This is a genomic window from Sphingobacterium olei, assembly GCF_005048855.1.
Classification (GTDB): Bacteria; Bacteroidota; Bacteroidia; order Sphingobacteriales; family Sphingobacteriaceae; genus Sphingobacterium; species Sphingobacterium olei.
In genome coordinates, this window is the sequence record NZ_SUME01000007.1 from 1 (window position 1) to 26987 (window position 26987).

Consider the following 26987-nt stretch of genomic DNA (forward strand, 5'->3'; position numbering starts at 1 on the left):
GAAGAAAAAAAAAATTGGAATCTTAAATGAATTGTATATTATTGTAATCGGAAAGTGGCCCAATGACTAGCGAAATAATTGGCCCGTTAACGCCGAAATCACTGGCCCAGAATCACCGAAATAGACACCAGTTTTGTAAAACATCTATATTATCCATATTATCTTTTAAATCTATTATTTTCTGGCAGTTCATCGGCGGTAGGCTTCCGTGCCTCTATTTCCTTCCCTTGAACATGAGGTGTATCTATTCTTCCATTGTGAGGAGCCCCTGGTTCTCCATTCTTTTTACCTCCATCAAATCTTTTTACTGGATTGAAGTGTTTTGTCGTCGTCATTTCATAGGTTTCATATTTATTTATACGTCCCCATTATTATCTCGTTCAAATGTCGAATGATCAGCCTTCGCGTCCTTTTTATTAGGTTCCAGTTTGTTTGCAGTTCTCTTTGTTTTACTTACCACATTTTCTTTAACCTCGTTCACTACGACTTCTCTAACCTCCTTTCCAATTTCTTTGATAACTGCCTGCGCAAGACTCTTAGAAACTTTCTGAGAAGCAGGGCCTCCTGGAATGCCATTAGTAAATATCGACGAATGGTAATCAGAATATGCTTGTTCTACTTTAATAGCATCACCTTGTATATCTTGTGTTGCAGGCACAGCAGGTGAGATGCTGTCAAATAACCTATCAGCAAGATGATTGGAATTATCGGATTTCGGCCATCAGGATCAATAAATCGTATCGGATTGTGAAAGCATAATTGTAAGGTGAGTGCATCCGCATCTGCTCCGCCATTGGATCCACGACGTTCCACCTGCCGATCTCTGCGTCATAGAACCTCGCGCCGTAATCGTACTGATCTCTTAAAGAAAATCGTCCTCTACTTCATCTTCTAAAATTACGGATCTCTTCTTACCGTTCTTATCAATAAAAAGATTAAAAGTATAACAAATGTCTGTATCTGGAACACAGACATTCACAAAAAAACAAAATTCTTCATTCATATAACTTTCAAAATCAAAAACAGAAAGCTGATAATATATCATCTCTTCAGCTGGTATAAACTCTTTAAAATCTTCTTTGTTTATATGCTGTTCTATTATTTTATCGTTACCGGCAAGTATAGTTAAGATTATCTCATTATCGAAAGCCTTACTATCTAACATTTGATTTTTACTGGCAATTTCTGTTCTCAACTGTAGTATCTTAAATCGAATACTGTAGTTATCGACCATAGTATCACGTTTTGATACTATATTTTGCGTATAAGTGTCAGCTATTTCTTTATTAGAATCTATATTGGATGATGAAGATTTTTCTACTTCATTCTTATTTTCAACACTATCATTACTAGACATAGTATAGTTTGTGTGTGAATTATTACAAGAGCATATCAAAATGCACAACAAGTAAAAAATTATCTATTTTCATTTCTATCCTTTTTATCCTCTTCTTTTATATTTGTTGTAGGCGGACGTACAACAACTTCTTCAATTTCTTGACCTTGATAAATCCTCAAAAAGTCTTGCGGATCGATTAAGCTACCATCAGTATTAACAGGATTTATTACCTTACCATCCACTCTAAGTTCATAATGAAGGTGAGAAGTTTACAGGCATTCCCACCGCGAGCCCTTCAGTAACTCCACTCAAATGCATATAACCAGTGCTAACAGTACCATCCTCTGAGGCAACAATCACTAATTGAAATCAACTATTAGGAAGATAGACAACAAAATATAAAAATAGACAAACCGCGATGATTACATTCAATATTAACAATACCATATCCTTTAAAGGTATTTTCTTTTTAAAGAAGAAAAACAATATCAATATCTGTAAAAGCAAAAAACAAAACGAAACCCCAAAAGTTTTTCCCTCACCAGAACTCCCGCTTCCAAACAATCCAAAATGGACGAACACTTCTAAAATCTGAAGAAAAAAGTATAATACAACATTTAATATTGACGTAAGTGTATAAATAAAAATCCTTTTCATACTTAGTTGACAGTTACCTTAATACCATAACACCTCATCCTGCTAATGAAGCTATTTATTAATCTATTATTATCTCCTTTACTTTCCTGATAGGCTTTTATAAAAGCACCGACCTCAGTCTTAAACGTTTTGTTTTTATGTGATTCCCCAAGTTGCCCTGATTTTGTACTCGTTTGAAAACTAATGTTATTTCCCATATCATTTCCTGACAATCCATCCCAAGTATGATCAATAGAAAATGAATTTGAACCACTCGGAGCATCTATAGAATTTGACTGATGAGGAGCTAAATTCAATACAAAATCAATAACATCGTTAGGATTTGCAAATTGATCAGCATGCTTTTTTATCAACTCTAAAAGTGCATCGGTGTAACCTGCTCCGAAAGCAGCCCCTCTACTATGAGTATAAATTTGAATCTTTTCGGTGATTTTATTTGTTTTCGGATCCCTTTCTAGCATCGATAGGATTTTATTAAAATCTCTTTTTGCCTCCATACCTCCTCCGATATATCTGTCGGATGCGACGAGAGCTCTGTCATTGCTCATTTGCTTCTGCCCACGAAACCATCGAAAACCTCTAATTCCATCAACATAATGAACTTGTCCTCCCGGATTAGGAAGGCCAGAATTAGCAATAGTACGTAAGATTTGAGTATCCCAATATACACTGTTTCCTCTTTCATGATCTCCTTCTGTATTACCATTTATAAAAATCGGCAGTTCACCATCCCTGTCTATAAAATTGACCGGACTATTCAATGAATAGAGATAAAGCTAATAAATAATATATATAAAATTCTCTTATTCATAGTTTATTTCAAGCTTAGTCTAGAATTACAAAACCACCTGTAAGGGAGTAACCGATTATGGAACATGCGATTATTTTATTTTTCATCAACGTATTATATTTCTTTATAAGTGTGTGCTATTTGTGGTTAATTACATAATCATTTGACCTTTTCCTATTCAATCAATTTGCTATCAAATAAGGAGATCAAGGTCGACAGGCATATTTTATTTTCGTTAACTACTGGTCTTTTTATAGTATATACTGCTTTCAACTATTCAAAAAATTATTAACGCTATTATTTTTTTTCCAGTTCCTTGATACGTTTGTCTTGTTGCAGGATATAAAGTGTTAATTCCTCATTCTTTTTAAGCAGCATATTAACCATTTCACCAACCTGCACGCCATTCAGTTCGACCTCCTTCGCCGTCGGTATGTCTGGTAGATGCCCATTTTTGTTTATAAAACTTCCCAAACTATCCAGAGACATCAACTTGTGGTCTTTCTCGAAAACATAATCTGGCCAATTGGCGGTTTCCACTTTGATTTCCTTAGCACGAATATTGCCGTTTACGGAGAGTTTCTCCGTGGGACCAGTAATACCTATTCCTACATTTCCATTGGGAAGCACGGTCATCTTTGATGAGGAGTTGGTTATAATGGAAAAAGAATGGTTCGTCTGTGTTCCTGTTATCCCACCGGCGGGGGCTCCATAGAATCCCAAATTATGCGCCCATACACCTGTTTGAACGCTAGAGCTGGTCACTATATTTTTAGCACTCTGATTTCCTTTCACTTGAAACACCCTACCCCAATTCTCGCCATTTTCGACGAGGAGTGTCCCAACGCCAATATTTCCATCCGGTCTAAAGACCATAAAAACGTCCTCATGACTACGTCCAATATATGTATAGTTTAAAGTTGACACACCATTGATGATCGCTCCCATAGCACCGAGCTGAATAAAACTGCTTGTATTATCTTGATTTGATATTCGATACCCTCTTGCCCAACCCCCACTGCCCGTCGGAAAATTCGCTTTGATATTTATACCATAATGAGGAGCAGCCAAGCCAATTCCAATATTGGGATCATTTGACTGCGCTTTAGCAAATGATATCGTCGTGAGTAACGCAAAGAATAAAGACCTTTTCATATACTATTTTTTTTGTGATTGGAGAATAAGTGACTCTAGGGCGGAAAGCTTCTCTTCAAGTGAGACACGTTTGTTCTCATTTTCAATCATATACAGTATCAGCTCTTCGATCTTCTTCAACAGGATTTTATTCATTTCGCCAAGTGAAATACCGTCACGCTCGGCATCCTTTGCTTTCGGTAGCTCTGGTAGATGTCCATTGCTTTTGATAAACTGTTCTATTTCAGTAAGGGTTTTTAGATCATACGCTTCCTCGAATACATAATCCGGCCAGTTGGCCGTTTCAACTTTGATCTCCTTACTCCTGATCGGACCATTCACCGCCAGATCGTACTCACGCGGGGTCTGGGTCTTTATACCTACTTTACCCGGGAAATATGCCAAACTACTTTGTGTACTGCTCACGCCTAACAGTGATTCAACCGAGGGTTCGTTGCCATTGACCATTTCAAGCCTTGGAGCGTAGAAAAACTGCTTGTCGTTGATATTTGGATCATAATATAGATACGCTCTGTGAACCGTGGAAGTGGCTGAAGCAGTAAATTTAAAATCTGTCATCGGTAAAACCTTCTGTCCTGTTGAGCCATCGTATATACCGCCGAGATGAACGGTCGAGGCATCTGTATGGGCATGTATGTATCCTACCAGTAGGTACCATTGATCCAGCTTGGGAAGTACACCGTTCCAGAAGTAGGGGTTTCCGTTTGCGACACCATCTAAATTTGAAACATACCTGCACCCAAAATATGTTCTGCCGCTGGTAGAGTTCGATTTTTTTATCCAAACGGTCATACGGTACATTTTGGAAGGATCGATCGTGATATCCGTTGTATTCCAGCCACCATCAGCCTGTGCATCTCCCGCCGGAATCGATTTCCAGATGACACCGCGATGTCCATGTGGGGTTTCTCCCCACTCCCGGGTATTTTCGGAGGGAAGCCCATTAAGGGAAAACATACCGGCACTTCCGGATCCGATATTCCATGCATTGACATCTAAAAGGTTCTGGGCATGACTTACGGTGCACCAAAAACTTATCAGCATAGTAAAGACAATTCTTGCTCTCAGGAGAGGTTTATTCAATTTCATAGGTTAACTTCTAAGGTTCTTATTTTATATTCAGTGCGTACCTGTTCAATGATCTGCAATGTATTTTTCTGATCGATACTCGTTTAGATATGATAAGTTAAAAAATAGGTTAATTAATATCAAATATCCATGCTTTACTTTTCACATAAAACTCAAAAATATTATTTGAATATATGTTTCATCAATATTATTTTGTTGTTAAAAGATTTCCGTTAATTACTGGCTTTTTTAAAAATTATATATTTTCTTAACAATTGATTTCCAATAAAAATATAAAAGGTTTTCGGAAAAAACAAGGCAACTCAATACTTTTTGAAAACAATTGTATTCTCGATGGGTTAGAAAGAAATCTTACAAAGCCAAACACCCCGTTCGATATGTCGAACGGGGTGTTTTTAATGCAATGCCTGCAAAGCATGAAGATGTCTCCAGTTTAATATTACTATTTCACGAGTTACATCCTCTCAACAGCTTGGGAAAATACAGTATATAGCACCCTCATGAGCCACTTAGTGGCTTCACCATCCTTTTCAGCATATCCGCCCTGATAGCCGTAGCCGTTATTTCAAGATATCCTTTACTAGAATCCCAAAATTTCAAAAACCAATTCTTCACTTAAATTTATTAAGGAAAGTGAGCATAATTCATTGTTATCATCTATCCCTAAAAGGGATTGCTTACTAATAGCATAATTCCTTGACGACTGTTTACCCCAAATAAAACACAAAGATTGTCCCGAACGTAAAACTTGAATAGGCAGAGAAATATCCAATTCACTATTTACATCAACCAAGCAATAAAAGAAATCATCAGTTACAAGTTCGCTATCGGAAACTAATATTAACGGTATTATTTTGTAACGCAACTAATGTAATTTCGTAGAGTAGATTTGTTTTTTTATCAAACCTAAATTCGATAAAATTTTCTCCTGACAAATTTCTGGCATATATGGTTTCTGGCAATAAATCACTATTACTCAATTTTAAAGTAAATGTTGTGGGATTTAGTGAGCTATAAACCACTAGTTCACTAAAAGGAACAGAAATAGCTTTATTAAAAAATACTCTCATCGTTATTATCTAAAGTGAATTACAGCAGGTAATTCTCCTGCAGCTCTTGGTGGTGCGAACATAATCTCATTACCTCTAGAGTAATACATTTTTCTGTATTGAATAGCCCCACGAGATAATACATCGTCAATTACTGAATGCAAAGCCCTTTGGTGTGTTTGCCCCAGTAACTTTAAATATTCCGGCTCTAATTTAGCTCCGTTGACCGCAAGCTCTTCGAGGTGCTTCATTGCATGTGGTGATACAAAAACACTTTTTCCACCATTAGTATTAAGTGTAATGTAGGGATACCGAAGTTACCTAACATCTCGCCAGCATTCGTTACCGTCTTAGCGGCAACTACTTCATTTCAGCCCCATATTCTTTCACATTAAAACCTTTTGGCCAAATAGTACTACTGTCAAATATAGCTTTTTCAAATATAGCTTTTTCAATTCCAATCACACGGCGCATATTTGCTCCTTTCAAATTAGCATTTCGAAAATCAGCGCCTTCAATATTTGCGCCTTCGAAACTTGAATTTTGAAGGTTTGCATTCTCAAATAAAGTTGAAATTGCAAGACTCTTTTTCAGATTTGCATCTGATAAATCCGTGTTTCTCAAATCGGCAACAATTAGATTTGTTGATTCAAGATTACAGCCGCTCATTTTAGCATTGAACAAAAAGGCTCCCCTAAGATTAGAATTCATAAAACTAGAGCCTATCAAATTAGCTTCTTCTAACTCTGCTCTATGAAGATTAATATTTTCGAGAAAAATTCCATCTAACTTATCAAATGGGACCTCCACATTAAATCCTGTAGCACAATGAATTACCATGATCTATATTTAATTTTATTAGTAACCTCCCCAATCAAGAAAATCAACTACAGTTTTCTGAATAGGAACAGCTCGATTCATTTGACTTGGAGAAACTACATATGGAACTTGTACAGGTTCAACTCCAAATAATCTTCCTGCAACATATCTATAATTCCCTTCTACAATTATTCCATTTGCAACTTTAATTGGGGGTGCGACAGAACCGCTTTCTAACATTTTAACATATCGCTGAACCATCGGTAAAGATACTTTACCTTGAAGAGTTTGCATTGTTGATCCTTCCAGTGCTTTTACTATACTAGCCTCTGTAACCTCAATTCCCTTCTTAGTGACAACATTTTTTGAGAAAGTTTGTAGAATAGCATTAGCGATTTTAGAGCTTTGATCATATGCGATCATATATAACTCTAATCCACCTTGTACAAAATCTATCGCTGCGCCACCATAGTCTCCCGACACAAGTTTATCGCCACTTCTTAAACTAGTACCAACAAAAGGAGTATTATCTGCAAACTGCAGGCCTAAAGAAACTCCTCCGGTATAATGTCTCCTGATAGTATCATCTTCCGAAAGGGTATTAAATCCCCATTCGCCACCGCTCTCCATCAACCTCGAAGGTTTTTCCCCGGCTATCCGGGAATCCATACGACGAATCCATGCCGCAACCTTGCTCCACCCCCATCCGGATCAAATCCACTAACCGGATTATTACCCATGCCTACATAAGGTGATGCGTACTGCCCGTAAGGATCGATACTCAGCCAACGTCCTACCGCAGGATCCCTTCGACTTCGCTCAGGACAGGCTCCATTACGGAGATAAAAATTATTCCAACCGGTTTATGAGAATATCATATGCTTTTTCAATGCCCTCAGGGGCCACTTTGTGGGTTCGCCATCTTTTTCAGCATATTCGCCCTGATAGCCGTAGCGCGATGGTATGCCTTCAGTCTGTAACTCACTTCTAAATAGATAATAATCGGCTGAATACACGACATCTGCTGTACCGTTACCTAACTTATTACAGTTAATTATAGCACGTACAGATCCCATATGATCCGTCAATTGATAACGGTAGTCACGATAACTATTACTGATCTTTATCAGTAATACTTCTAAAGGTTTAATTTTTCTTTTATATTAATCAAACTATTAACTAAAATCTGAGGATTTGGTATCTTTCGCCTTTGTAAATACTCCAATAATTCTTGCGAAGTTTTACTTTGTAAGTATATTAAATAAATTGAGTAAGTTATTGCTATGCCAGTACTCAATGTTTTCGGCTTCTTTTTCATAAAAAAATATTTAGAAAATTCAACAAGTTGATTTTGTTGGGTTTCTATAACATTTTTTATCTCGTCTACTGGTATCAGAGATAGTTGAACTTCTTTTTCAATAAAACCTTCTAGAATTTGAGTATTTTCTCGATATAATTCGCAACCGATATTCTCCACTATTCTTTTTTCAACGCTAATTAAAAATTCGTTATTAAGCAATAGACCTATCTGATTCATATCTAATATTATATATTTACTATCATTTTAGAACATTCAAATATAATCCTTTTTCTTCTCTATACAAGTAATCCATAGGATGCAAGAGAGTTCCGAGCCTTCCGATTTCGTTAATAACTACTAGTATCCATTCTCTGAATGATCTTATCACAAACGCAGTACGATCTTCCGAATGATCTAGAAATACCACAGAGTTTAAAGGATATTCATCTCCAAATGACACGCAATCAAAATCACCATTTCCCCATTCATGAAAACATAATAACCCCCGATCATAGAATACCTTGGTTTCTGCTAAAGGTAGAATCTCTATACCAAATAACATTATACCATCAGATAAAAGAAATAGATCTTCTAATTCTGCAGGTATCTTTATGCCATATTCTGATTCAAACTTGTGAATTTCCTCTGTCGTAGCACCCTTATTTACCTTAATATTCAGACGATTATCATCTTCATCGAAAAAAAACTTAAATTTATAATTATCTATTATTTCTTTTATTTTAGCCATATATTCTACTATTTATCTAACCATTTAACAAAATCGTATCCAATATGCCTATACTGATCAATGGCCTCAACCCCGCTATGCTCAAACGGTTTCAGGATATTGCAACGCTCCCCGAAAAGGAAAAGGAATGCCTGCTCACTACCGTTGACCACTTTATTAAAGCAAGCAAAATTTCTTTGATGTAAAAAAGCCCGGAATTGCCGGGCTTAATATTTAAGACAATTGATCTATAACCTTTTTAATATTCTCATCTTTAGACAGATCCCAATACCACCATTTATTAGGATCGTTCCTTTCTAGTTTAAACTTCCGCTGATAAGAAACTCTAAATAAGCTTAAAAACAATTTCAGAACCTTTTCCTGCTCTCCTGCTGGTAGCTCTGCTATTTTTTTCAAATTATGATAAGCTACCCCCTTGAGCAAAAGAACGCAGGGCGTAAATGTTGGCTTTAGCCCACTTTCACGTATCGCATCGCCGATGTCTTCATCGGTAGGTTTTGATTGTAAAACCAAAAAGAGCAGGTCATTTAAAAATTTATTCCTGTCCGCCAAGTCAAACAACTGAAATTTATTAAGTAAAACTTCATAGCTAGCCAAACCCTGACCAAACTTATTTACCAGTATTTCATCTTGCAGCACCATATTTATTTTGGAAAAATTGTAATAAATGGTTTAGTTGGATCGACAGGCCCCTTGAAGATATCTATCATCCTTGGTAAATTATCAATTCTAGACGACGCTCCTGGCAATGAGTTCTTAATCTGCTTCCACTGCTTATTGGTCAAGCCTTCTATCACATAATCCCAATCCGAAGTAGCTTTAGCTGTGCCACTCGCCCTACTGCCGACCACATTTATAGGCTTACCTATGCGAGTTGCAGCATTTTCTATTCTTGCCAATTCTCCTGCGCTTAATAAACTCTTTCCCCCCCTTAGTGGCAACATTTTTTGAGAAAGTTTGTAGAACAGCATTAGCGATTTTAGAGGTTTGATCATATGCGATCATGTATAACTCTAATCCACTTTGTGCAGCAAACTGCCGGCCTAAAGAAACACCTCCGGTATAATGTCCTCTGACAGTACCATCTTCCGAAAGGGTATTAAATCCCCATTCGCCACCGCTCTCCATCAATCTCGAAGGTTTTTCCCCGGCTTCTCAGGATCTCCGCCACCAGAGCTCCATCCTCCATCTGGGTCAAATCCACTCCCGGATTATTGCCCATGCCTACATACGGCGAATAGTACTGCCCATATGGATCGATACTCAGCCAACGTCCTATCGCAGGATCGTAATTACGAAGATAGAAATTATTCCAACCGGTTTATTCGGAATTTGCCTATTTTTAATTGCCCTCATGAGCCACTTCGTGGATTCACCATCTTTTTTCAGCATATTCACCCTGATAGCCGTAGCGAGATGGTATACCTACGACCTACACAACTCACTTCCTAACTTAAGATCAGACTTTCGAGTTATCATATATGTGATGTGTAAAGTGTGGACATATAAAATATACGGTTCGCAAGAAGAATCTGGCACGTGACTGCAACAAATGCCATCATTTGGAAAGCCCTACTGCAGGTACGCTTCTCCACAAGGTGAAGTTTGGCCTCCGCAAAGCCTTCGGGATGGTTTTTGAAATGAGCGCTACGACCAAAAGTATCTCCGCCAACCAGATGAGCAAGCGCTATGTTTCTATAATATACTAATTTACTTACACTTTTACAAATTATACCAAAGTCATTTTCTGAAATTACATCTCGAAATTCATCATTATTTTTTCCTTCACCAAAAGTAAATGAAGATGTTATTTCCGAAATAACCTCTACAGCTGAAAATGTTTTTGTTTCGTTAATATTTGTAGGAAATATGACGAGTAAAAAAAACAGTATTTTCAGAAACAACTTCATTCAGGTAAATTAAAATACCTTTTTACAACCAAAGGAATATTGTTTAGGTGTGGTCGCTTCTTCAAATCGTTTAATATGTCTTCTTCCGTATTTGTAGTCTGAAAATCTGTCACTATTTTATTGTATATAATCGTTTTTAAATTAGACAATCTCTCTTCCATAGGAATACTATTCTCAAGATCAAGCAAATCAATAATTTTACTATTTTCTTTGCTGTCAATAGAGCCTAAACCTTTAAATATATGCATTGTTGTTGTAAGCTCAAGCTCTCTAATAATATACCCATAATTGATATAAAAGGCATTGCTATAATTCGATTTCTGTAAATTCAGCACCTTGGAAAGGACATCACCATTAGACACCCAATTGTTGCCCTTTCTTTTAAAACCAAGCGGAATAAACATTTCATCTAATAATTTGATTAAGTTTTTCTTCTCCATTACAAATATTTCTTAATAAAAATCTAAAACCGTATTCCAAGTACCGTCATATTTCTGCTCAAAAAGAGATTTGTAATTATTCAATTGCTTTGTGCCTAATTGAATCTGTCTTGGATTAAAAAGGCTTCAACTCCTAAATCGTCTTCGTTCCAAAATCTACAAAGTCTGGACGTATCCCTTTAATGCCTGTAAATTCTTTATATGTAGTACCGCTCTCTTAACGCCAGCATAATGCTCGCTCTAAAGGGCGATTTTGCGTGCTGTACTGGAACAACTTTTGAATTCTGATGAACTATCAAAATTTCATCCCAATTCTTCTTTGACTGCCGGCAGTAAAAATATTTCTCCTTTCTCCGCTAATTCTCTTATACCTGACTTTGATAAGGCTTTACCTGCGAACGGTACAATAAATTTACTAAACAGCTTTGCTAATTCCGTCTTTCGCTTTTCACTATTCATTGGTTCATCAAAATCAAAAACTGATTTATACTCGGATGGCTGTCTCGTGAAAACATCTCCTATATCTTTTTTCACCAAATCTTTAGTTCTGGAATAGCTATTGCCAAACATTCCTTGTATATAAATCTTGATGTTCATTTCATAATAATCACCAAAATTTGATTTTTGCAAATCGAGCACAACGATACTTTCAGCACTATCTTTGAACCAACCACCAAAAGCACTTTCAAAACCGTTGGACTTAGCCACTTCGCTAAATATTTTTTTAAATCCTTTACTTTCCATAATCAATAAGTATCTAAAACAGTTTTCCAATTAATACCTTTAAAACGTGGCATTTTTTGCAATTCTTTCATATACATATCAAGTTGATTTTGACCTGCTTTCATTGCCCTAGGATTAAATGGTTTTAATTCGTATATAATGCCATTTTCAATATCTAAATAATCTATTCGTCTACCACTTGGCAATCTAAACTCTTTTCCAATTTCACCTGCGTGATATGCTCCATGTTTTTGTTGTCCAAGCTTCAGACTTGATCTAGTATATTGAGGTGCCCTAGCAGCAAGTATACCTTGATATGCATTAATGGATCCTCCTACAATAGATACAATAGCTGGCAGAGCAATGGTAGGATCACTCCATTGACCTTTTACATCTCTTAAATTGGCTTCAAACTTCGAAATAGTGCCCAACCTCTCCATGATAAACCCCTCTTGTCCCTCCGGTGATATTACTCCCCCAAATCCAAAACCCTGCATGGCCTCATGAGTATATCTTACACCAAACTGACCCTTCCAGTAATTCACAAAATTGGTTTCTTGGAGTCCTTCAAGGCCTCTAGATCTAAATTGAGCACTGGAATGATCCACAAAATCGGCTATACTATTCCACGGAACGACGACGACATCATTTCTACCGTCATAATTATTATATATCACCTCCCCATTGGGATCGACAAATATAGTTTCACTTTTCCCCCCATCAGGATCAAACCTATTAACCGGATCATTACCCATCCCTACATACGGTGAATGGTATTGCCCATACGGATCGATACTTAACCAACGTCCTATCGCAGGATCGTAATTACGAAGATAGAAATTATTCCAACCAGTTTCCCCATCTTTTTCAGCATATTCGCCCTGATAGCCATAGCGCGATGGTATACCTGCGGTCTGTAACTCACTTCCAAATGGATAATAGTCGGCATAATATACAATATCAGCATTTCCGTTACCTAATTTATTGCGGTTAATGATAGCCCGCACAGATCCTACATGATCAGTCAATTGATAACGGTATACATTACCATTACGGTAAAAGATCCCCGAAGGGATAGGCTGCTCGATCAACTGGCTGCCGTTGTACACATTCCCGTCTACGTACCACGTCGTTACATTCTGCTGGTGATCCTGCTTCTTAATACGGTTACCGTTCTCATCGTAAGCAAAACTCAAAACAACATTCGTCTTTGCAGCATTGCTATATATTTTTGTCACCCTGCCAAAGGCATCATAATCGAGGTACTTGCTCAGGCTGCCTTTGGTTTCGCTGGCCAGTTGTCCCAAGGCATCGTAGGTATACGATGCATAATTGCTTACACTGGCAAGCTTGTTTGTATTAGCGGTATAATTGTACTGATAGTTCGCCAGCACCGACCCGCTCGAGTTCGTACGTGTCAAGGTCTTGATATTGCCGTGTGCATCATAAGTTAGATTTTTCTCCTGATTGGCATTGGCTGTAACGGTAAAGGAACCTGCCGTGAAACTCGGTGTACCCCAATTGTTCTGCACCAATTGGTAGTTATTATCGTACACATAGGTATTCATTACAGGATTGTTTAGCCCGGTTACCGAGGAAGGTTTCAGGGAATGCCAGCTTATGCCGTTCATTAAGCCCGAGTAACGCTGTGGTGTACCTCCTGTTTGTATACTGGATATATTGGTATTCGCCCGCTTGTAATCGCCTGCATGATATTCCAGATTGAAACCAAAAACATCTGGAGCAAAATCATTAGCTGATCCATCCTTTCCGGGATCTTTACTTTTGTCTGCATGGTTAACGGTTTTTAATTTACCGTCTGCGGTATACACGTAGTCAATACCCTGTAAATTACCCGCTAGTTCAATACGTTTTAATGGACCATGCAAATAGTACTGGTATTTTGCGTGCACCAGCTTAGAACTGGGATTATCTACTGTGTTGGTATATACATTAGCCAGTCTCCGGTCTTTGTCATATTCATAGTAATAAGCCATGAACTCGGTAGGGACATGCCTTTGGTAAACTTGTTTGACCATGGCGCCGAATTCGTCGTAGCTGAAATCGGTGGTCTTGTATCCTAGGCCGTTCGCATATTTGATCTGCCAGTCCAGCTGTCCTTCTGCGTTGTAATTGAACCAGCTCCTGCTGATCAGATTTTGTTCGCTCGCTGTATTATTTACTATATTGTTATATTTCTCCGAGACACTTACTGCTCCCCTAAGGTAATAGTTGTCCTGCGCGTAATAGCTGCTACCGTGTGTGGCATCAGGAACGTCATACCTATAACGGACTACATCGTATTTGGTACCGTTTGGTAGTCCGCCATAAACATCTGTGGTCTCCAAAATATTGCGCATCGCACTGGCTGTACTCAGATCGGCATTGAAGACGAGCGTTGTACCCGATGGTTTAAACTCACCAACTTCGATCAGCCTTCCTCGGATATCATAGTTACTGTAACTAAATCTGCCATCCGTCCGCTGTTTGGCATTCTGTGAAAAGCGTATATTTCCGTCCCTTCGGTAAACATACTCGCTGGGACCTGCTTCGTCCGGATTTTTCTGCCAGACCAAACGACCCTGGCCATCATATCTGTACAGGGTAATGAATGGAATTGTTTCTCTGTTTGAAGGATTGAATGCTTGAATGCCATTATTTAAGAGATATTTTACTCCCTCAGGTGCTATACTAGCTACCAATTGTCCCAGTTGATTGTAGAAATTATAACTGAGGTCTTTGAAGCCAAAACTAGTTTGAATCAACATCGGTTCGGTATAGTTTTCGTAAGAATACCAACCTGCTGGGACGGTAACTCCACCAGATACCACATTAGTTCTTTCTCCTGTAATTAAATTGAGCACGTTACCGTCTGCAATTGTAAAGGGTACATAGTCCTGAAAGTGTATGGAGCCTCCTACAGGCATAGCTATAAAGGAATGATTGTAAGAGTCGACCATTTTATCAACTGTTAACTCAGCACCAAAGCCGCCAGATGCCAACACCGAACCGTCTAAATTGATAGAAAACGCTGAAGTACCATCTGCATCTACAGCAACAGACATTACCGCTCTGTTGTCTGCAAAATTGACATCTCGAAGTTCACCTATTTCAGCGGAACTAAATAGCTGATTTCGTATTGACCAGTAATGGGTTAATTCTTCTTTTGCCGGAGCTGAAAATGCATACCCCTCACGACCTTTTCCGATGCGATATTCATCCCCAGGATTTCCTGACTTGGTAGGAATACCTGATCCATCGTAAGCATAAGCTTGTCGGCTATAGGGGTAATCTGTGACATCATTAAAAGGCTCCCAGGAATTGTTAGGTCCGTAATACCAGCCAAGCGTTCCGAGAGTATTCTTGCTTCCGACAGGATCGGGTTGATGGATTTTATCAATATATGCTCCCCCATTCTGGTAGCGGTCAAAATTTTTGAAATCGTAGACGGTTCCCGAAGTATTCTGTACAAAGTCCTCTTTATATGCAAACTCAGAATTATTCGTAGGAGCCGACAGGGTCTGCAACGAAGCTCTGCCTGAGGCATCGTAGACTATCTGACTGGCCAGCACGTGCCTCTTTTCAATCTCTTTATGCTGGGATTGAAGCAGCCTGCCATTATTGTCATAAAAACTCTTCCCTTCTGCAACAATATTACCTCGGATATCGAAACTGCGGCTTTGAATCCAATTCATATCACTGTTTGTCATGGGGTTACTGGGCGCCTCTGGAATTATAAAGGTATTGTCAATACGTAGTAAAACATTACTGCCCCCCTGAAGGTGCGTACCCGGGAGCAGGGTAATAGAACGACCACTAGTGACATTTATCGTTGTGCTGGGTCCAGCGACCCATGTAGTAGCAGGTGCTACCGGAAAAATTATCGCCTCATGGCTTCTTATTTCTTGTCCCGAGAGCGGAAGTACTATAGAAATAGCAAACAACATGACGAAAAATCGAGGGAATCTAAAAACGGAAGAAAATATATCCATAACAGTTTTTTTCGAATGTTAATATAATTATCAGATTACTATTGAAAATCGGTTCCTGTGTTTGTGGCTCCTATATTCGCTGAACTCACCTCACGTCTACGTCTACCCAGTTCTTGCCAGCGGATATATTCTCGTTCGCTCAACAGGTGACGAATCGATGCGTGTTGTTCTTTCAATAGGGATACAGTTTTTTCCCGACGTTGAGAAGGAGAAAGAAGAATATCCCTCCTTACATCTTCAATACCCCTACTATAATTTTCCAAAATAAGCACAAATTGATTTGCTTTATCACGACTTATGGAAAGACTCTCTGTGAGCTTCATGCTTACGTTTTCACGGGATGTATAAACTGCAGACTGACCAATGGCTATCTGTCCCAGCAGCATTAGAAATAATAGAGTTGAAGTGGATGTTAATATCGTTTTCATATAATATATCTTAATATGATAGCCTTGTTTGCTGGGGAACATAATTGCCTGAACCGTATGAATGGTTGTTGAGCAACCTAAAAAATTTCTCTTTCATGATGTTGTCATATCCATATGCGTCAAAAATTCCCTGTATCTCAAAATTTATTATCTGGTCTCCGATCTTTATCGAACTAGCCCCTTGAGGTATAATAGCAAAATGATGAGATAAACTACTTGTAGATCCATACCTGTCCTCGTAGTAGTCTTCGATCTGATATTTAAAAGAAATACCCTCGGGCAGAATAGCTTGTGACATACAGCTCGCGTCCCAGTAGGTTCGTATATAAGCATCTACTTTATGATATTCTCTACTATTCGGGAAGTCATTTACTGTATTTTGATTTTGCAATTCTACACGAGCGAATACTGTAAAGTTATTCGTTCCGACAAGCTGAATAGGTTTACCATAGTTATAAGTGGTTTCAAATACCTTGTATGGAGATGCTTCACCCATCTTTTCTGCATAGGTCGATAGCAACCTTCCCATGGAATCGTATTCGTAACGGATAAACAAATTATTGTTGTCAAGTATATAGGTCAGTTCGCCAGAAAAATTATCGTAGACATAAGCCATAGATAATGCATCTGCTGGCTGAAATCTGAAATCATCGGCATATACCTGCGTATTGTGATCATTACGCACACCAACCTTAAGTGTTGCACCGCTTATGATGTCAGAACCTTTAATATTCAACGTTACTAATATCCAATCTCCGGCTTTTTTTGTAGAGGTACTAGATGAAACGGATGTTCCTTTAGGTGTGCCGTTTACTTGATAATATAATTTAGTATCACTTGCTGTTCCGGATATCGGCCTCACCCAGACTGCTGCCATATAATCGCGACCCGGCGTAATATTATTGACAGGCACTGTATATTCAAATCCTGATTGACCGCTACTTAAAAGTAAACTCTTGAGACCGGTATGCGCCTGAACTGTTGAGACAGTACCATTTCCACGTTGTACCTCCAAGGGATTGGAACCGGAAATAGTCTCATCTTCAGCACCACTGAATATCAACTCCGTATATTTAGCAGGGCTGCCTGTCACCGTTACTTTGCTATTCTTATATCCAAGTCGCGTAGAAGCATAAGTTCCATTGATATCTTGCCCCTCCAGTGCCTTAGAATACACATTGTATAACTTAATCCCACTGGTCTTTATCCAGTTCGTATGAGATGATCCCGGAACCGTCCAATTAAATGCCGAAAAATTACTGATTGTTGTCAAACCGTCAGTTCCTGAGGATGTAGGAAGCCAACTATAACTATCAGTCGTACGCCATACATGTCCATTCGTCCCAGTATTCTGGACAATAGTACCACCTTCTGGTTGCAATACCGGAACAGTTTTGCTCCAGGTTTGTGCAGAGGCTGATACCACAGCGGTTTTTACATCAGTAGCATTGACTTTATAAATCACAGTTCCCGCTTTTTGACTCAGCATATTTTTATTTCCGGAAGTATTGATCCTTAGTCCCATTTCTGGGTATTGCTTATATGCCGGAAAATTTTCGGTCAGAAAACGGTTACCATAACCATCTTCCGATATCTGCTTAGTCAAACTTCCACTGTAAAAATCAAACCCAACATTTTTGGATTTAGTTGTTAAATTGTTGATATAATCCTTCACTGTGACGCCAGTCTGTATACAGGGGAGTTCTTCTTTTGCATTAAAGATTTTATATGTTTTGTATGAGGGATTGCTAGTGCTCTTATCATAGACATACTTATTTTCTAAAACACGTTCATGAAAAACGCCTTGATAATGATACTGCTCTAATCTATAATCGTACTTAAGCATAAAATTGCTTAAAGTTTCGTTTTCTAAGCCATCATGTAAGTAATGATTGATAGTTTCATGAATGAGTTTATTATTCTCATTGTATTTACGAACCTGTTTTAAATTCCCTACAGCAGAAATAAACTTTCTAATAACTTGATTTCTATCTAACTGATTTCCATTCTGGCTATTATTGAGCAATTGATTACCAATCATATTCTCTCTTAAGACATCAAACTTAAACTCTGTCCTCCCTTTTCGGTCAATTACATTCCCATTGTGGTCAAGGATTTCAGTTGATACTTTTACATCTTCATATATCACAGAGGGAGGAGGAAGCTCTCTCGATAACATGTATAACTTTTCAAAATCTTTGTACAGAATTTCCATATAAGTTGTTAATGGTGTTATTCTGATACCGTTTGTGGTAAAAAACCATCTGGAAGCAGTATTTTTCACTTTAGACTTCTCAAAACTCGGTAAGATTGAAGGCTTGTAAGAGGTAATACCTGACGATCTAACTGTACCATTATCATTGCTAATAGAATTATAATCATATTTTGTAACTAACCTCCTACCATTTAGATCTCGCATAGTAAGACGTTCAACCCGTACCCCGCCTCCAAATTGAATTGCGTTAGTGCTTTTACCAACAATATTACCTGTCTTTATATTAAATTTATTCTGTGAAATTTCATGTGGACTTAAGAATACCTGCACATTGAGAGGTTTATTGGTATTAGCTACTATAACTCCCCCAGTCTTTATCTGGGTAATGTTTAGTACTAGGTCAATTACATAATCATCATATACATTATTACCAACAGTAGGAATATAAACCAAATCTTCTGTATTAATAACCGCTTTATAAGAGTGTCCAACTTTTATATAATCGTCAAGGGGATAGCCTCTACTATCTATCCTAAACTCTAAAGTATTATCATTTATCTTTTGGGGATTAAGCATAATCGAAGACATATCTTCCGCAAAAACAGATTTAGAATAATCATCAGATTCATACTCTATTCCAATTTCATTACCCAAATGTGTTTTAATTTTTCTTAAACTCCATGCATCTACACCTTTAGCTGATATTGGAGTAGTTTGCTTTCCTATATTATAGTTATTTATTGTTGTTTCTTTGTCATGGTCGCTCATAAAAAAACCCCAGTTATCTTTATTATCTTTAGAATAGGGGGGATTTTTCGTTTTTCTAAGTGCAACCTCCTGCCCTCCCAAAAACGTAACACTGGAGTTCCTAATATTGTAAGTATAGAATAGTGTAAAACCTGGATCATTTGGAATCGGATCACTGTCTACAACACCCGCATATCGGCCATCTTCAGTTACTAACATATCGCCTTTCTGAAAAACAGGATATTTATATCTGAATTTAGAGGAAGAAATAAAATTTACATTTTCTATAGGGGCTTCTTCATTGGAATAATCATACTCAAACTGCGTTGCAGGTAGCACATGCGCGCCTTTTTTTCCTCTAATCCTGTAACCATTCAAGGTCAACTTACCATATTTCCCTTCAACAGAATTAATATCAAAACTATTCGGCGTTCCCTGTGATAATAGATAATTATAATCAAATTCAATTATTCTCAATGCCTTATCTTCTACTGAATTTCTACCGATTGCTTCCACATCATTCCCGTCTATCACATGGTGCGGAAATTCGCAAGCTAAACAGGTGTTTGCAACAAATCGAGGAGAATTTTGACCTCCATCGTCGGATCTGATTGCTAACGAATCTACAGCGTTAAACAGGTAAACTTTATTTAGACGCATAGAATGGATAGAATGATGAGAAAAAGAACCTTCATTTGAGCCATTATTAGAATATTTAGTATAGCTGGAAGATGAAACACTTTTACCATCAATTCGAAATTCCTTTTCAAATACAGCTATATGAGACCGTGTCCTAATTGCATTTAGGTAATAAACTTCCTTAGTACCAATAGACATCCCATGAAACTCGTTGTCTTCATCTCGGTGAAATCCGGTATCCGGATTTCTCCAAACATATTTATCTGTGAAACGCCCATATTCAAAACTTACCCAATATCCCCAGTCTCCCTCATCGACAATATTATTACCGTTGCGATCTACAAAGTCGGACCCTGTTATCGCCGTCAAATGCCAGGTATACGCATAAGGTTCAGTTTTTACCTGACGATTAAAAGAAAGTCCTGAAGACTTATCTATTCTTTCTTGGTAAGTTTCCTCCTTAAATGAATATGCGGGTAAAGAAAAATGATACGTAACTCCAGATTCATTTGTAATCGAAAAACCTCCAATCAGATTTGCTCGATTTGGTACATTCCCTCCTTCAAAACTTTTTACCCAGCTCGTGGTATACCCTTTTGCATTCCTCGGTTTGATGGCAACATTATCTAATTCGTAAGTTACAATATGCTTTGATCCTGCAACCTTATTTCCTCCACCGTAGCCAAAATTACTATCAGAATTTCCGTAACTAGGGGCATTATCAAATGAAAGGTTATGATAATTCTGTCTATATTTATTTGAAAAATCGTGGACAAATCTAAAATACGGTTGTACTCCCCTATTATCAACATTATTTGGATAAACTACTGAATTTAACAGATAATTTTTAAATGTTTGAGATCGTATTTGACCTTGAAAATAGTAAGGTTTAATATTCCCTCCTAATCCCTGTGCATTCACATGATATTGATCGAAATCCAAATACCCTCCTCCTAAAGTCCTCGCCGGATGTTCTTTGTAAGCAATAGATTGATCAGAAAAATAATCCAAAAGACTATATGAATCAAATACGCTTTCTTCATCACTATTTTTAATTTTCCAAGAATTTAAACTTCCGTAAGCAGACTTAGAAAGAGTTTCGTCTGACCAATATCTTGATTTATTATAACCTAGTTGCAAATTAAGTCCCGCCCAAATTGGTATTCCAAAAGCAAATCCACTATTTTTTGTTTGTATTCTTCCTGCATTACTGTTAGTGATAGATGCAGCCAGTCCTCCTACTGAAAGGGATGGTTTTGTTCCTCCCGTACCTATCGAAGCACCAATTAGAGACAAATTATCAGATCCTAAACTATTATTAATGCCATATCCAACTCCCCCACTCATACCCGCAGAAATACCGTTGCTATTTAAAGCTATACCAAGTGATAGACCTGCGTTTAAACCCGAAGAACCCGTACCTATACCAACCCCAATATTTAATCCCTCATATGAATCTCCGTAAGGAGAAATTCCCACTTTTGCACCCAAAGTGGCGCTACCAACCTTATACAAATCTGCGTTTAAAGAACCTCCGACTCCGAATCCCCGATAGGTATCTTGGGAGAACTCCAATCCCACTCCCACATTTGCAACCGGCCCCGCCATACCTACACTAACACCAACATTATAGGTAGTTGTTGTTCCTCCTTCCCAATAATCTCGGACTACTTGTTTTTGAGAGGACCAATCATCCGGATAACCGTTCACATTTCTCGTCAATGCGCCCGGATTTAGCGACCATCCCAGTCCCACCCAACTAGCATCTTCACCGGGGAGGATACCAGCATGATAGGAAAGCGATAGTGGGTATCCTCCTTCTGGCCCCGGAACTTCCAAAAGCGGTATGTTATAGGTAAAGTCTCCTGTCTGCAAATTGACCATATCGGTAGTATCTACAGGCTCGAAACTTGTTGTCTCCGGTGTAGTAGGGCCTGAAGTAAGTGCCCATGCCATATTCGGAAAAATCAATTCCGAAATAAATACAAACAGCAAAAATGCAGCTAACTTCTTTTGCCCAAACTTACGTAGCTTAGTTATCATAATAGTATCAATCTATATTTTTTATTAGTACTGAGGTTATATATTTCACGTCGCCGGTCTTGAATTCAAAATCTTGCTCTCCAATACCAAGGCCAAATTCTTCCAACCTAATTGTTATTTTCTTACTCTTATACAATTTGGCCTTATTCATCACTACAAATAAATTGTTACGTTGTGACATATTATAGGTCGGTTGAAAAAAAACGCCCAAAGATTCTATACTTTCGTCCGTATCTAATGTAATATGGAGAAATTGCTCCATGTTAAAAGACATCGTCTGTATGATTGTACCATATGTTTGCGCGTCCAATTGAGCTAACAGCTCTTTATTGTTCAGCGAAAAACCTAATACCAAATAGATTTTATCATTTAAACTCGTATTCGATTTAATATCAGATCCTAGCAATAGAGCCGCAGGTAAAAAATAGGCATTAAGCACCATTCCATTGGCTAACTTGATCTCTTGAAGGAGACCGTTCTGAGGATTTTCAATATAACTAAGTAGACTTGCACGGTCGTCAAAATGACTCGGTCGTCTACATGCTGTAAATAAAAGGAATATGCTAAGGATTAGTAATATACGCTTCACGTTTAGTAAGTTGAATATGAATCTATTTTTCGCGTGCATCGTTCAAAGCTTTGATGACGTCATCAGTGATATCCAACCCATCGGCAGCGTAAGCGATCGTACCCACTTGGTTGGCGATAAGAATGTATTTATAACGATGTTTTTTACCGTATTCAGTCAGAAACTTGTTTATATCTGAAATGGTTTCTTGAGATAGCTTTTGATCTTCCGCGACAGCATTCTGCTGCATAACACCCTTATATTCTTCTAGCTGCTGCTGTTTCTTACGGAGTTCAGTACGGCGCTCTTCTTTTATATTTGCATCCATTCCTTTTTCCTTTCGCTCGAACTCTTCATAAGCATTCTGAAATTCAGCTTCCAATGTGTCTACATTGCTTTTCCAATGGCTGGTCTTCAGTTCCAACGCTTCTCTCGCAACCTGTGCGCCGCTGTATTCCTGAAGGACACGTGTGGCATCAATGTAAACGGTTCCCGAGATCCTAAACAGGAAAAACCAGATCAGAAATGAAAGAAAAATTAAACCAATTAGGGAATAGATGATTATTTTATTTTTCATGAACGTATTATATATCTTTATTATTCGTATGCACTATTTATAATTTTTTATTGAGATCTGCTTTCAACTATTCAAAAAATTATTAACGCTATTATTTTTTTTCCAGTTCCTTGATACGTCTGTCTTGTTGCAGGATATAAAGTGTTAATTCCTCATTCTTTTTAAGCAGCATATTAACCATTTCCCCAACCTGCACGCCATTCAGTTCGACCTCCTTCGCCGTCGGTATGTCTGGTAGATGCCCATTTTTGTTTATAAAACTTCCCAAACTATCCAGAGACATCAACTTGTGGTCTTTCTCGAAAACATAATCTGGCCAATTAACAGTTTCAACCTTGATCTCTTTGGCTCGGATATTACCATTTACAGATAGCTCTTCGGTCGGGGTAGTGGTACCAATGCCTACCCGCCCAAGTACATTGAAGTTCTTAACTTGCTGGGTATTATCCATATTCGCAGCATAATCGGCTATATCCGTAAGATTTCCTATATTTTGAGGCACACCATTTATATCGTATATGACAAATTTTAGCGATTCTCCTGAAGAACTATTCCACCCTGCAAACTGAAATCCAAGCGAGTGCTGTGCTCCAGTGTAAGGTATATCTAAGGCTAGATATTTTGTTCCGTTATAAAAGCAAGTCTTAAATTTCCAAGGAGCTGCAACTTGTACATCATCAAAGGATGAAAGTGTCGCCGACGTTGTCCTGTAGGCGGATGAAGAATTGACAAAGACTGTATTTAACCTATTCATAGCGTTCACAGAACCTCGCCGAGCAACCAAATGCCCAACCGCATAATTGTTGGGTAAGTCGGCACCGTTGTAGATTGGATGTAACAAAATAAGGGCCTTGGTATAAGCAACATTTCCGGTAGCGTCAATTCTTTTATGCTTGTAATTTAAGGCTATCGCCGTCTCTTGAGCATATGAGGCCGGCATAAATAGAGACATTACCGCCACGCAAATTAGCAACTCAATTATTCTCATAAGACGATTTTTTATCTTCTAAATCTCCCATTCTCTCTTCTAATTCAATGATGTATAGTGTTAATTCTTCTACCTTCTTCATAAGAATTTTATTCATTTCACCAAGAGACAGTCCACGTTCTTCAATTTCCTTTGCTTTGGGGACTTCTGGAAGATGTCCGTTCTCGTCAATAAACTGCTTTATCTCTTTCAGTGGCTTTAGCTCATAATTTTTGTGAAACACATAATCTGGCCAGTTGGCTGTTTCTACTTTGATTTCCTTAGCACGGATATTGCCGTTGACGGCAAGTTTGTCGGTAGGATTAGTAGTACCTATTCCTACATTTCCGTTCTCTATGGTATGATTACCCGCTCCCTTGATTACCAACCTTCCAGATGATATTACATCACTATGGGAATCCAATACCGTACGCCAATTATTGAATTGACCGATGCCGTTTTCGCTGCCATTCGACACATAGGCACTGATTCTGAAATACATCTTTCTATCTGCGCCTAAATATATATCCGACTGCCAATGACTATTTCTACCATATATAGCGAGTAAGTTACCATAACTGTTATTCCCTGGAGCGGAACCGCCATTTCTGTACGTAATATGGTCGTCAAACAGTTTTATACTCATATTTCCAAGTTGGGTACGAGGAGCTGCCGTAAAATCGTATTGCAGATAAGGATAATTCAGTTGGTCCATTTTGACTACACCAAGAACATCTAACTTTTTCGTGGGAGTGGATGTTCCTATACCTACATTTCCTGTTGCAGGAAATGTATTGTTCTGTCCGTAAGCTCCAATCAAAAATAGAAGATGGAAAATGATTTGAAAGATTTTGTTTTTCATAGAAAAGGTTAAAAATTATTTTGGGATTGGAGAATAAGTGACTCTAGGGCGGAAAGCTTCTCTTCAAGTGAGACACGTTTGTTCTCATTTTCGATCAGATGTAAAGTCAGCTCTTCGATCTTCTTTAACAGGATTTTATTCATTTCTCCCAACGATATACCGTCACGCTCGGCATCCTTAGCTTTCGGTAGCTCTGGTAGATGTCCATTGCTTTTGATAAACTGTTCTATTTCAGTAAGGGTTTTTAGATCATACGCTTCCTCGAATACATAATCCGGCCAATTGGCCGTTTCAACTTTGATCTCCTTACTCCTGATCGGACCATTCACCGCCAGATCGTACTCACGCGGAGTTTGGGTCTTTATGCCTACTTTACCCGGGAAATATGCCAGGCTACTTTGTGTACTGCTGACGCCTAACAGTGATTCCACCGAGGGTTCGTTGCCATTGACCACTTCAAGCCTCGGAGCGTAGAAAAACTGCTTGTCGTTGACATTGGGATCATAATATAGATACGCTCTGTGAACAGTGGAAGTGGCTGAAGCAGTAAATTTAAAATCTGTCATCGATAAAACCTTCTGTCCTGTTGAGCCATCGTATATACCCCCGAGATGAACGGTTGAGGCATCTGTATGGGCATGTATGTATCCTACAAGCAGGTACCATTGATCCAGCTTGGGAAGTACACCGTTCCAAAAGTAGGGGTTGCCGTTTGCAACACCATCTAAATTTGAAACAGACCTGCACCCAAAATAGGTTCTACCGCTGGTCGAGTTCGACTTTTTTATCCAAACGGTCATACGGTACATTTTGGAAGGATCGATCGTGATATCCGTTGTATTCCAGCCGCCATCAGCCTGTGCATCTCCCCCCGGAATCGATTTCCAAATGATACCGCGATGTCCATGTGGAGTTTCTCCCCATTCCCGGATATTTTCAGAGGGAAGCCCACTGAGGGAAAACATACCGGCACTTCCAGATCCGATATTCCATGCATTGACATCTAAAAGGTTCTGGGCATGACTTACGGTACACCAAAAACCGATCAGCATAGTAAAGACAATTCTTGCTCTCAGGAGAGGTTTATTCAATTTCATAGGGTAACTTCTAAGGTTCTTATTTTATTTTCGACAGGTATCTGCTCGACGGTTGACTACATTTTTTTCTATTGATATTCGCTTCGATATAGTCAGTTATGGTCGGACTAAAAAATAGATCGTGATTATTTCGTTAACAGTTTGGTATAACAACCAACAGGACATCATATCCCAGTGTGTTACTTTCCTGTAAAAGTGAAAATTATTATTTAAATGTATGTTCCGGCAATATTATTATGCTGTTAAAATATTTCTGTTAATTACTGGTCTTTTATATTATATACTTCTCAACAATTGATTTCCAATAAAATTATAAAAGGTTTAGGAGAAAAACAAGAAAACACAATATATTTTGAAATTTTATTTTTATAAGGCTAGGAAGGACAGTATACAAGCCTAGAGCCGTACAGGATTCTGTACGGCTCTAGGCTTGTATGGAACGTCTGGTAAAAAGTCTCTACTTTTTTAACTAGCCATTGCATTTCGTTTTCCTTCTTACAAAAAAAGTGTGAATAGAAAAGTTTAACAGCAAAAAACAAAGCATTAAAATCAAAATAATCATTGTTATTTTTTCTTACGACTTAAGTCGCCATGAGGGTCGAACTAGTGAATTTATAGTCTCTCGAACTAGCTACAAATTTATTGCTCCTTAGAAATATCTAATCTAAATAGTTACATCGCAATGTTTATCATTAGATACAAAAAATGAAAGAAAGCTATAGATATTAAAAGATAGTCGAACATTCCTTTTCTGACTTCCTTACGAAAACTATAAGCTGTCACAGTTCAGTTTACACTACTTTATTCTATCTTATACCTAGAATTCAATTTCA

Annotated in this window: 27 protein-coding genes and 2 pseudogenes; 3 read left to right on the plus strand and 26 right to left on the minus strand. The window is 38.1% G+C overall.

Translation table 11 applies throughout. The features are described from left to right. Positions 1 to 158: 158 nt before the first annotated feature. The 14 genes and pseudogenes from FAZ15_RS22535 to FAZ15_RS16095 form a co-directional block, all read right to left on the minus strand. Positions 159 to 335, minus strand: coding sequence for a hypothetical protein (locus FAZ15_RS22535; RefSeq protein ID WP_162304976.1), 177 nt, complete (start codon positions 333 to 335; stop codon positions 159 to 161). Between the two features lie 20 nt (positions 336 to 355). Continuing rightward, positions 356 to 658: a hypothetical protein gene (locus FAZ15_RS16040; RefSeq protein ID WP_136902350.1), complete on the minus strand. Its 303-nt coding sequence runs from the start codon at positions 656 to 658 to the stop codon at positions 356 to 358. A 50-nt stretch (positions 659 to 708) separates the two neighbouring features. Then, positions 709 to 857, minus strand: a pseudogene (locus FAZ15_RS23135) (RHS repeat domain-containing protein); the annotation flags it as partial. A gap of 5 nt (positions 858 to 862) precedes the next feature. Then, entirely contained in the window at positions 863 to 1357 is a 495-nt protein-coding gene (locus FAZ15_RS16050) for a DUF4738 domain-containing protein (RefSeq protein ID WP_136902351.1), read from the minus strand. Between the two features lie 59 nt (positions 1358 to 1416). Next, the gene (locus tag FAZ15_RS22540; RefSeq protein ID WP_162304977.1) at positions 1417 to 1581 is read right to left on the minus strand and encodes a hypothetical protein; all 165 of its coding nucleotides are present in this window, start codon (positions 1579 to 1581) and stop codon (positions 1417 to 1419) included. Positions 1582 to 1998: 417 nt separating this feature from the next. Beyond that, positions 1999 to 2757 (minus strand): hypothetical protein, encoded by a 759-nt coding sequence (locus FAZ15_RS16055; protein WP_136902352.1) that lies wholly within the window; start codon positions 2755 to 2757, stop codon positions 1999 to 2001. Positions 2758 to 3083: 326 nt separating this feature from the next. After that, positions 3084 to 3941 (minus strand): hypothetical protein, encoded by an 858-nt coding sequence (locus tag FAZ15_RS16060; protein ID WP_136902353.1) that lies wholly within the window; start codon positions 3939 to 3941, stop codon positions 3084 to 3086. A gap of 3 nt (positions 3942 to 3944) precedes the next feature. Beyond that, positions 3945 to 5030 carry a hypothetical protein gene (locus FAZ15_RS16065; protein ID WP_238387280.1) on the minus strand — a complete coding sequence of 362 codons (1086 nt, stop codon included), beginning with the start codon at positions 5028 to 5030 and terminating at the stop codon, positions 3945 to 3947. Positions 5031 to 6105: 1075 nt separating this feature from the next. Next, entirely contained in the window at positions 6106 to 6330 is a 225-nt protein-coding gene (locus tag FAZ15_RS16070) for a hypothetical protein (RefSeq protein WP_136902354.1), read from the minus strand. A 109-nt stretch (positions 6331 to 6439) separates the two neighbouring features. After that, on the minus strand, positions 6440 to 6919 hold the full coding sequence (locus FAZ15_RS16075; protein ID WP_136902355.1) for a pentapeptide repeat-containing protein: 480 nt from the start codon (positions 6917 to 6919) through the stop codon (positions 6440 to 6442). Between the two features lie 18 nt (positions 6920 to 6937). Further along, complete coding sequence (locus FAZ15_RS16080; protein WP_136902356.1) at positions 6938 to 7567, minus strand: hypothetical protein; 630 nt, start codon at positions 7565 to 7567, stop codon at positions 6938 to 6940. 194 nt (positions 7568 to 7761) lie between these two features. Next, a complete protein-coding gene (locus FAZ15_RS16085) occupies positions 7762 to 7974 on the minus strand; it encodes a hypothetical protein (RefSeq protein ID WP_136902357.1) in 213 nt (70 codons plus the stop codon). 62 nt (positions 7975 to 8036) lie between these two features. Beyond that, positions 8037 to 8435, minus strand: coding sequence for a hypothetical protein (locus tag FAZ15_RS16090; protein ID WP_136902358.1), 399 nt, complete (start codon positions 8433 to 8435; stop codon positions 8037 to 8039). Positions 8436 to 8457: 22 nt separating this feature from the next. Then, a complete protein-coding gene (locus tag FAZ15_RS16095; protein WP_136902359.1) occupies positions 8458 to 8946 on the minus strand; it encodes an SMI1/KNR4 family protein in 489 nt (162 codons plus the stop codon). Between the two features lie 44 nt (positions 8947 to 8990). On the opposite strand from FAZ15_RS16095, the gene FAZ15_RS16100 reads away from it, so the two are divergent. Further along, the gene (locus tag FAZ15_RS16100) at positions 8991 to 9131 is read left to right on the plus strand and encodes a hypothetical protein (protein ID WP_202912426.1); all 141 of its coding nucleotides are present in this window, start codon (positions 8991 to 8993) and stop codon (positions 9129 to 9131) included. A 28-nt stretch (positions 9132 to 9159) separates the two neighbouring features. Here the strand turns inward: FAZ15_RS16100 and FAZ15_RS16105 are convergent, their stop codons facing one another. Both FAZ15_RS16105 and FAZ15_RS16110 read right to left on the minus strand, forming a co-directional pair. Then, positions 9160 to 9588 carry a DUF5958 family protein gene (locus FAZ15_RS16105; protein WP_136902360.1) on the minus strand — a complete coding sequence of 143 codons (429 nt, stop codon included), beginning with the start codon at positions 9586 to 9588 and terminating at the stop codon, positions 9160 to 9162. A 2-nt stretch (positions 9589 to 9590) separates the two neighbouring features. After that, positions 9591 to 9941: a nucleotidyltransferase domain-containing protein gene (locus tag FAZ15_RS16110; protein ID WP_202912427.1), complete on the minus strand. Its 351-nt coding sequence runs from the start codon at positions 9939 to 9941 to the stop codon at positions 9591 to 9593. 256 nt (positions 9942 to 10197) lie between these two features. On the opposite strand from FAZ15_RS16110, the gene FAZ15_RS16115 reads away from it, so the two are divergent. Both FAZ15_RS16115 and FAZ15_RS16120 read left to right on the plus strand, forming a co-directional pair. Next, complete coding sequence (locus FAZ15_RS16115) at positions 10198 to 10398, plus strand: hypothetical protein (RefSeq protein ID WP_136902361.1); 201 nt, start codon at positions 10198 to 10200, stop codon at positions 10396 to 10398. A 35-nt stretch (positions 10399 to 10433) separates the two neighbouring features. After that, positions 10434 to 10637 (plus strand): annotated as a pseudogene (locus FAZ15_RS16120) (IS1595-like element ISSwe1 family transposase); the annotation flags it as partial. A 215-nt stretch (positions 10638 to 10852) separates the two neighbouring features. Here FAZ15_RS16120 and FAZ15_RS16125 read toward each other — a convergent pair. The 10 genes from FAZ15_RS16125 to FAZ15_RS16180 all read right to left on the minus strand — a co-directional run bounded on the left by FAZ15_RS16125 (position 10853) and on the right by FAZ15_RS16180 (position 26154). Beyond that, positions 10853 to 11296, minus strand: a complete 444-nt coding sequence (locus FAZ15_RS16125) for a DUF4304 domain-containing protein (protein ID WP_136902362.1) — start codon at positions 11294 to 11296, stop codon at positions 10853 to 10855. A 303-nt stretch (positions 11297 to 11599) separates the two neighbouring features. Next, positions 11600 to 12040 (minus strand): DUF4304 domain-containing protein, encoded by a 441-nt coding sequence (locus FAZ15_RS16140; RefSeq protein WP_136902363.1) that lies wholly within the window; start codon positions 12038 to 12040, stop codon positions 11600 to 11602. Between the two features lie 2 nt (positions 12041 to 12042). Then, the gene (locus tag FAZ15_RS16145; protein WP_136902364.1) at positions 12043 to 16011 is read right to left on the minus strand and encodes an RHS repeat-associated core domain-containing protein; all 3969 of its coding nucleotides are present in this window, start codon (positions 16009 to 16011) and stop codon (positions 12043 to 12045) included. Between the two features lie 38 nt (positions 16012 to 16049). Then, positions 16050 to 16439, minus strand: coding sequence for a hypothetical protein (locus tag FAZ15_RS16150; RefSeq protein WP_136902365.1), 390 nt, complete (start codon positions 16437 to 16439; stop codon positions 16050 to 16052). A 10-nt stretch (positions 16440 to 16449) separates the two neighbouring features. After that, positions 16450 to 22083, minus strand: coding sequence for a hypothetical protein (locus FAZ15_RS16155; protein ID WP_136902366.1), 5634 nt, complete (start codon positions 22081 to 22083; stop codon positions 16450 to 16452). A 7-nt stretch (positions 22084 to 22090) separates the two neighbouring features. After that, positions 22091 to 22672 carry a hypothetical protein gene (locus FAZ15_RS16160; RefSeq protein WP_136902367.1) on the minus strand — a complete coding sequence of 194 codons (582 nt, stop codon included), beginning with the start codon at positions 22670 to 22672 and terminating at the stop codon, positions 22091 to 22093. A gap of 22 nt (positions 22673 to 22694) precedes the next feature. After that, complete coding sequence (locus FAZ15_RS16165) at positions 22695 to 23228, minus strand: OmpH family outer membrane protein (RefSeq protein ID WP_136902368.1); 534 nt, start codon at positions 23226 to 23228, stop codon at positions 22695 to 22697. Positions 23229 to 23319: 91 nt separating this feature from the next. After that, on the minus strand, positions 23320 to 24216 hold the full coding sequence (locus FAZ15_RS16170; RefSeq protein WP_136902369.1) for a hypothetical protein: 897 nt from the start codon (positions 24214 to 24216) through the stop codon (positions 23320 to 23322). After that, on the minus strand, positions 24203 to 25057 hold the full coding sequence (locus FAZ15_RS22885) for a hypothetical protein (protein WP_238387281.1): 855 nt from the start codon (positions 25055 to 25057) through the stop codon (positions 24203 to 24205). The genes FAZ15_RS16170 and FAZ15_RS22885 overlap by 14 nt, the downstream gene beginning before the upstream one ends. A gap of 8 nt (positions 25058 to 25065) precedes the next feature. Further along, positions 25066 to 26154, minus strand: coding sequence for a hypothetical protein (locus FAZ15_RS16180; protein WP_136902370.1), 1089 nt, complete (start codon positions 26152 to 26154; stop codon positions 25066 to 25068). Positions 26155 to 26987 lie beyond the last annotated feature (833 nt).

What these genes read in the sequence shown, in the direction of transcription:
- FAZ15_RS22535 (WP_162304976.1), bottom strand. Translation starts at nt 335, where the DNA reads ATGACGACGACAAAACACTTCAATCCAGTAAAAAGATTTGATGGAGGT.
- FAZ15_RS16050 (WP_136902351.1), bottom strand. Translation starts at nt 1,357, where the DNA reads ATGTCTAGTAATGATAGTGTTGAAAATAAGAATGAAGTAGAAAAATCT.
- FAZ15_RS16060 (WP_136902353.1), bottom strand. Translation starts at nt 3,941, where the DNA reads ATGAAAAGGTCTTTATTCTTTGCGTTACTCACGACGATATCATTTGCT.
- FAZ15_RS16065 (WP_238387280.1), bottom strand. Translation starts at nt 5,030, where the DNA reads ATGAAATTGAATAAACCTCTCCTGAGAGCAAGAATTGTCTTTACTATG.
- FAZ15_RS16070 (WP_136902354.1), bottom strand. Translation starts at nt 6,330, where the DNA reads ATGAAGCACCTCGAAGAGCTTGCGGTCAACGGAGCTAAATTAGAGCCG.
- FAZ15_RS16075 (WP_136902355.1), bottom strand. Translation starts at nt 6,919, where the DNA reads ATGGTAATTCATTGTGCTACAGGATTTAATGTGGAGGTCCCATTTGAT.
- FAZ15_RS16080 (WP_136902356.1), bottom strand. Translation starts at nt 7,567, where the DNA reads ATGGATTCCCGGATAGCCGGGGAAAAACCTTCGAGGTTGATGGAGAGC.
- FAZ15_RS16085 (WP_136902357.1), bottom strand. Translation starts at nt 7,974, where the DNA reads ATGGGATCTGTACGTGCTATAATTAACTGTAATAAGTTAGGTAACGGT.
- FAZ15_RS16090 (WP_136902358.1), bottom strand. Translation starts at nt 8,435, where the DNA reads ATGAATCAGATAGGTCTATTGCTTAATAACGAATTTTTAATTAGCGTT.
- FAZ15_RS16095 (WP_136902359.1), bottom strand. Translation starts at nt 8,946, where the DNA reads ATGGCTAAAATAAAAGAAATAATAGATAATTATAAATTTAAGTTTTTT.
- FAZ15_RS16100 (WP_202912426.1), top strand. Translation starts at nt 8,991, where the DNA reads ATGCCTATACTGATCAATGGCCTCAACCCCGCTATGCTCAAACGGTTT.
- FAZ15_RS16105 (WP_136902360.1), bottom strand. Translation starts at nt 9,588, where the DNA reads ATGGTGCTGCAAGATGAAATACTGGTAAATAAGTTTGGTCAGGGTTTG.
- FAZ15_RS16110 (WP_202912427.1), bottom strand. Translation starts at nt 9,941, where the DNA reads ATGATCAAACCTCTAAAATCGCTAATGCTGTTCTACAAACTTTCTCAA.
- FAZ15_RS16115 (WP_136902361.1), top strand. Translation starts at nt 10,198, where the DNA reads ATGGATCGATACTCAGCCAACGTCCTATCGCAGGATCGTAATTACGAA.
- FAZ15_RS16125 (WP_136902362.1), bottom strand. Translation starts at nt 11,296, where the DNA reads ATGGAGAAGAAAAACTTAATCAAATTATTAGATGAAATGTTTATTCCG.
- FAZ15_RS16140 (WP_136902363.1), bottom strand. Translation starts at nt 12,040, where the DNA reads ATGGAAAGTAAAGGATTTAAAAAAATATTTAGCGAAGTGGCTAAGTCC.
- FAZ15_RS16145 (WP_136902364.1), bottom strand. Translation starts at nt 16,011, where the DNA reads ATGGATATATTTTCTTCCGTTTTTAGATTCCCTCGATTTTTCGTCATG.
- FAZ15_RS16150 (WP_136902365.1), bottom strand. Translation starts at nt 16,439, where the DNA reads ATGAAAACGATATTAACATCCACTTCAACTCTATTATTTCTAATGCTG.
- FAZ15_RS16155 (WP_136902366.1), bottom strand. Translation starts at nt 22,083, where the DNA reads ATGATAACTAAGCTACGTAAGTTTGGGCAAAAGAAGTTAGCTGCATTT.
- FAZ15_RS16165 (WP_136902368.1), bottom strand. Translation starts at nt 23,228, where the DNA reads ATGAAAAATAAAATAATCATCTATTCCCTAATTGGTTTAATTTTTCTT.
- FAZ15_RS16170 (WP_136902369.1), bottom strand. Translation starts at nt 24,216, where the DNA reads ATGAGAATAATTGAGTTGCTAATTTGCGTGGCGGTAATGTCTCTATTT.
- FAZ15_RS22885 (WP_238387281.1), bottom strand. Translation starts at nt 25,057, where the DNA reads ATGAAAAACAAAATCTTTCAAATCATTTTCCATCTTCTATTTTTGATT.
- FAZ15_RS16180 (WP_136902370.1), bottom strand. Translation starts at nt 26,154, where the DNA reads ATGAAATTGAATAAACCTCTCCTGAGAGCAAGAATTGTCTTTACTATG.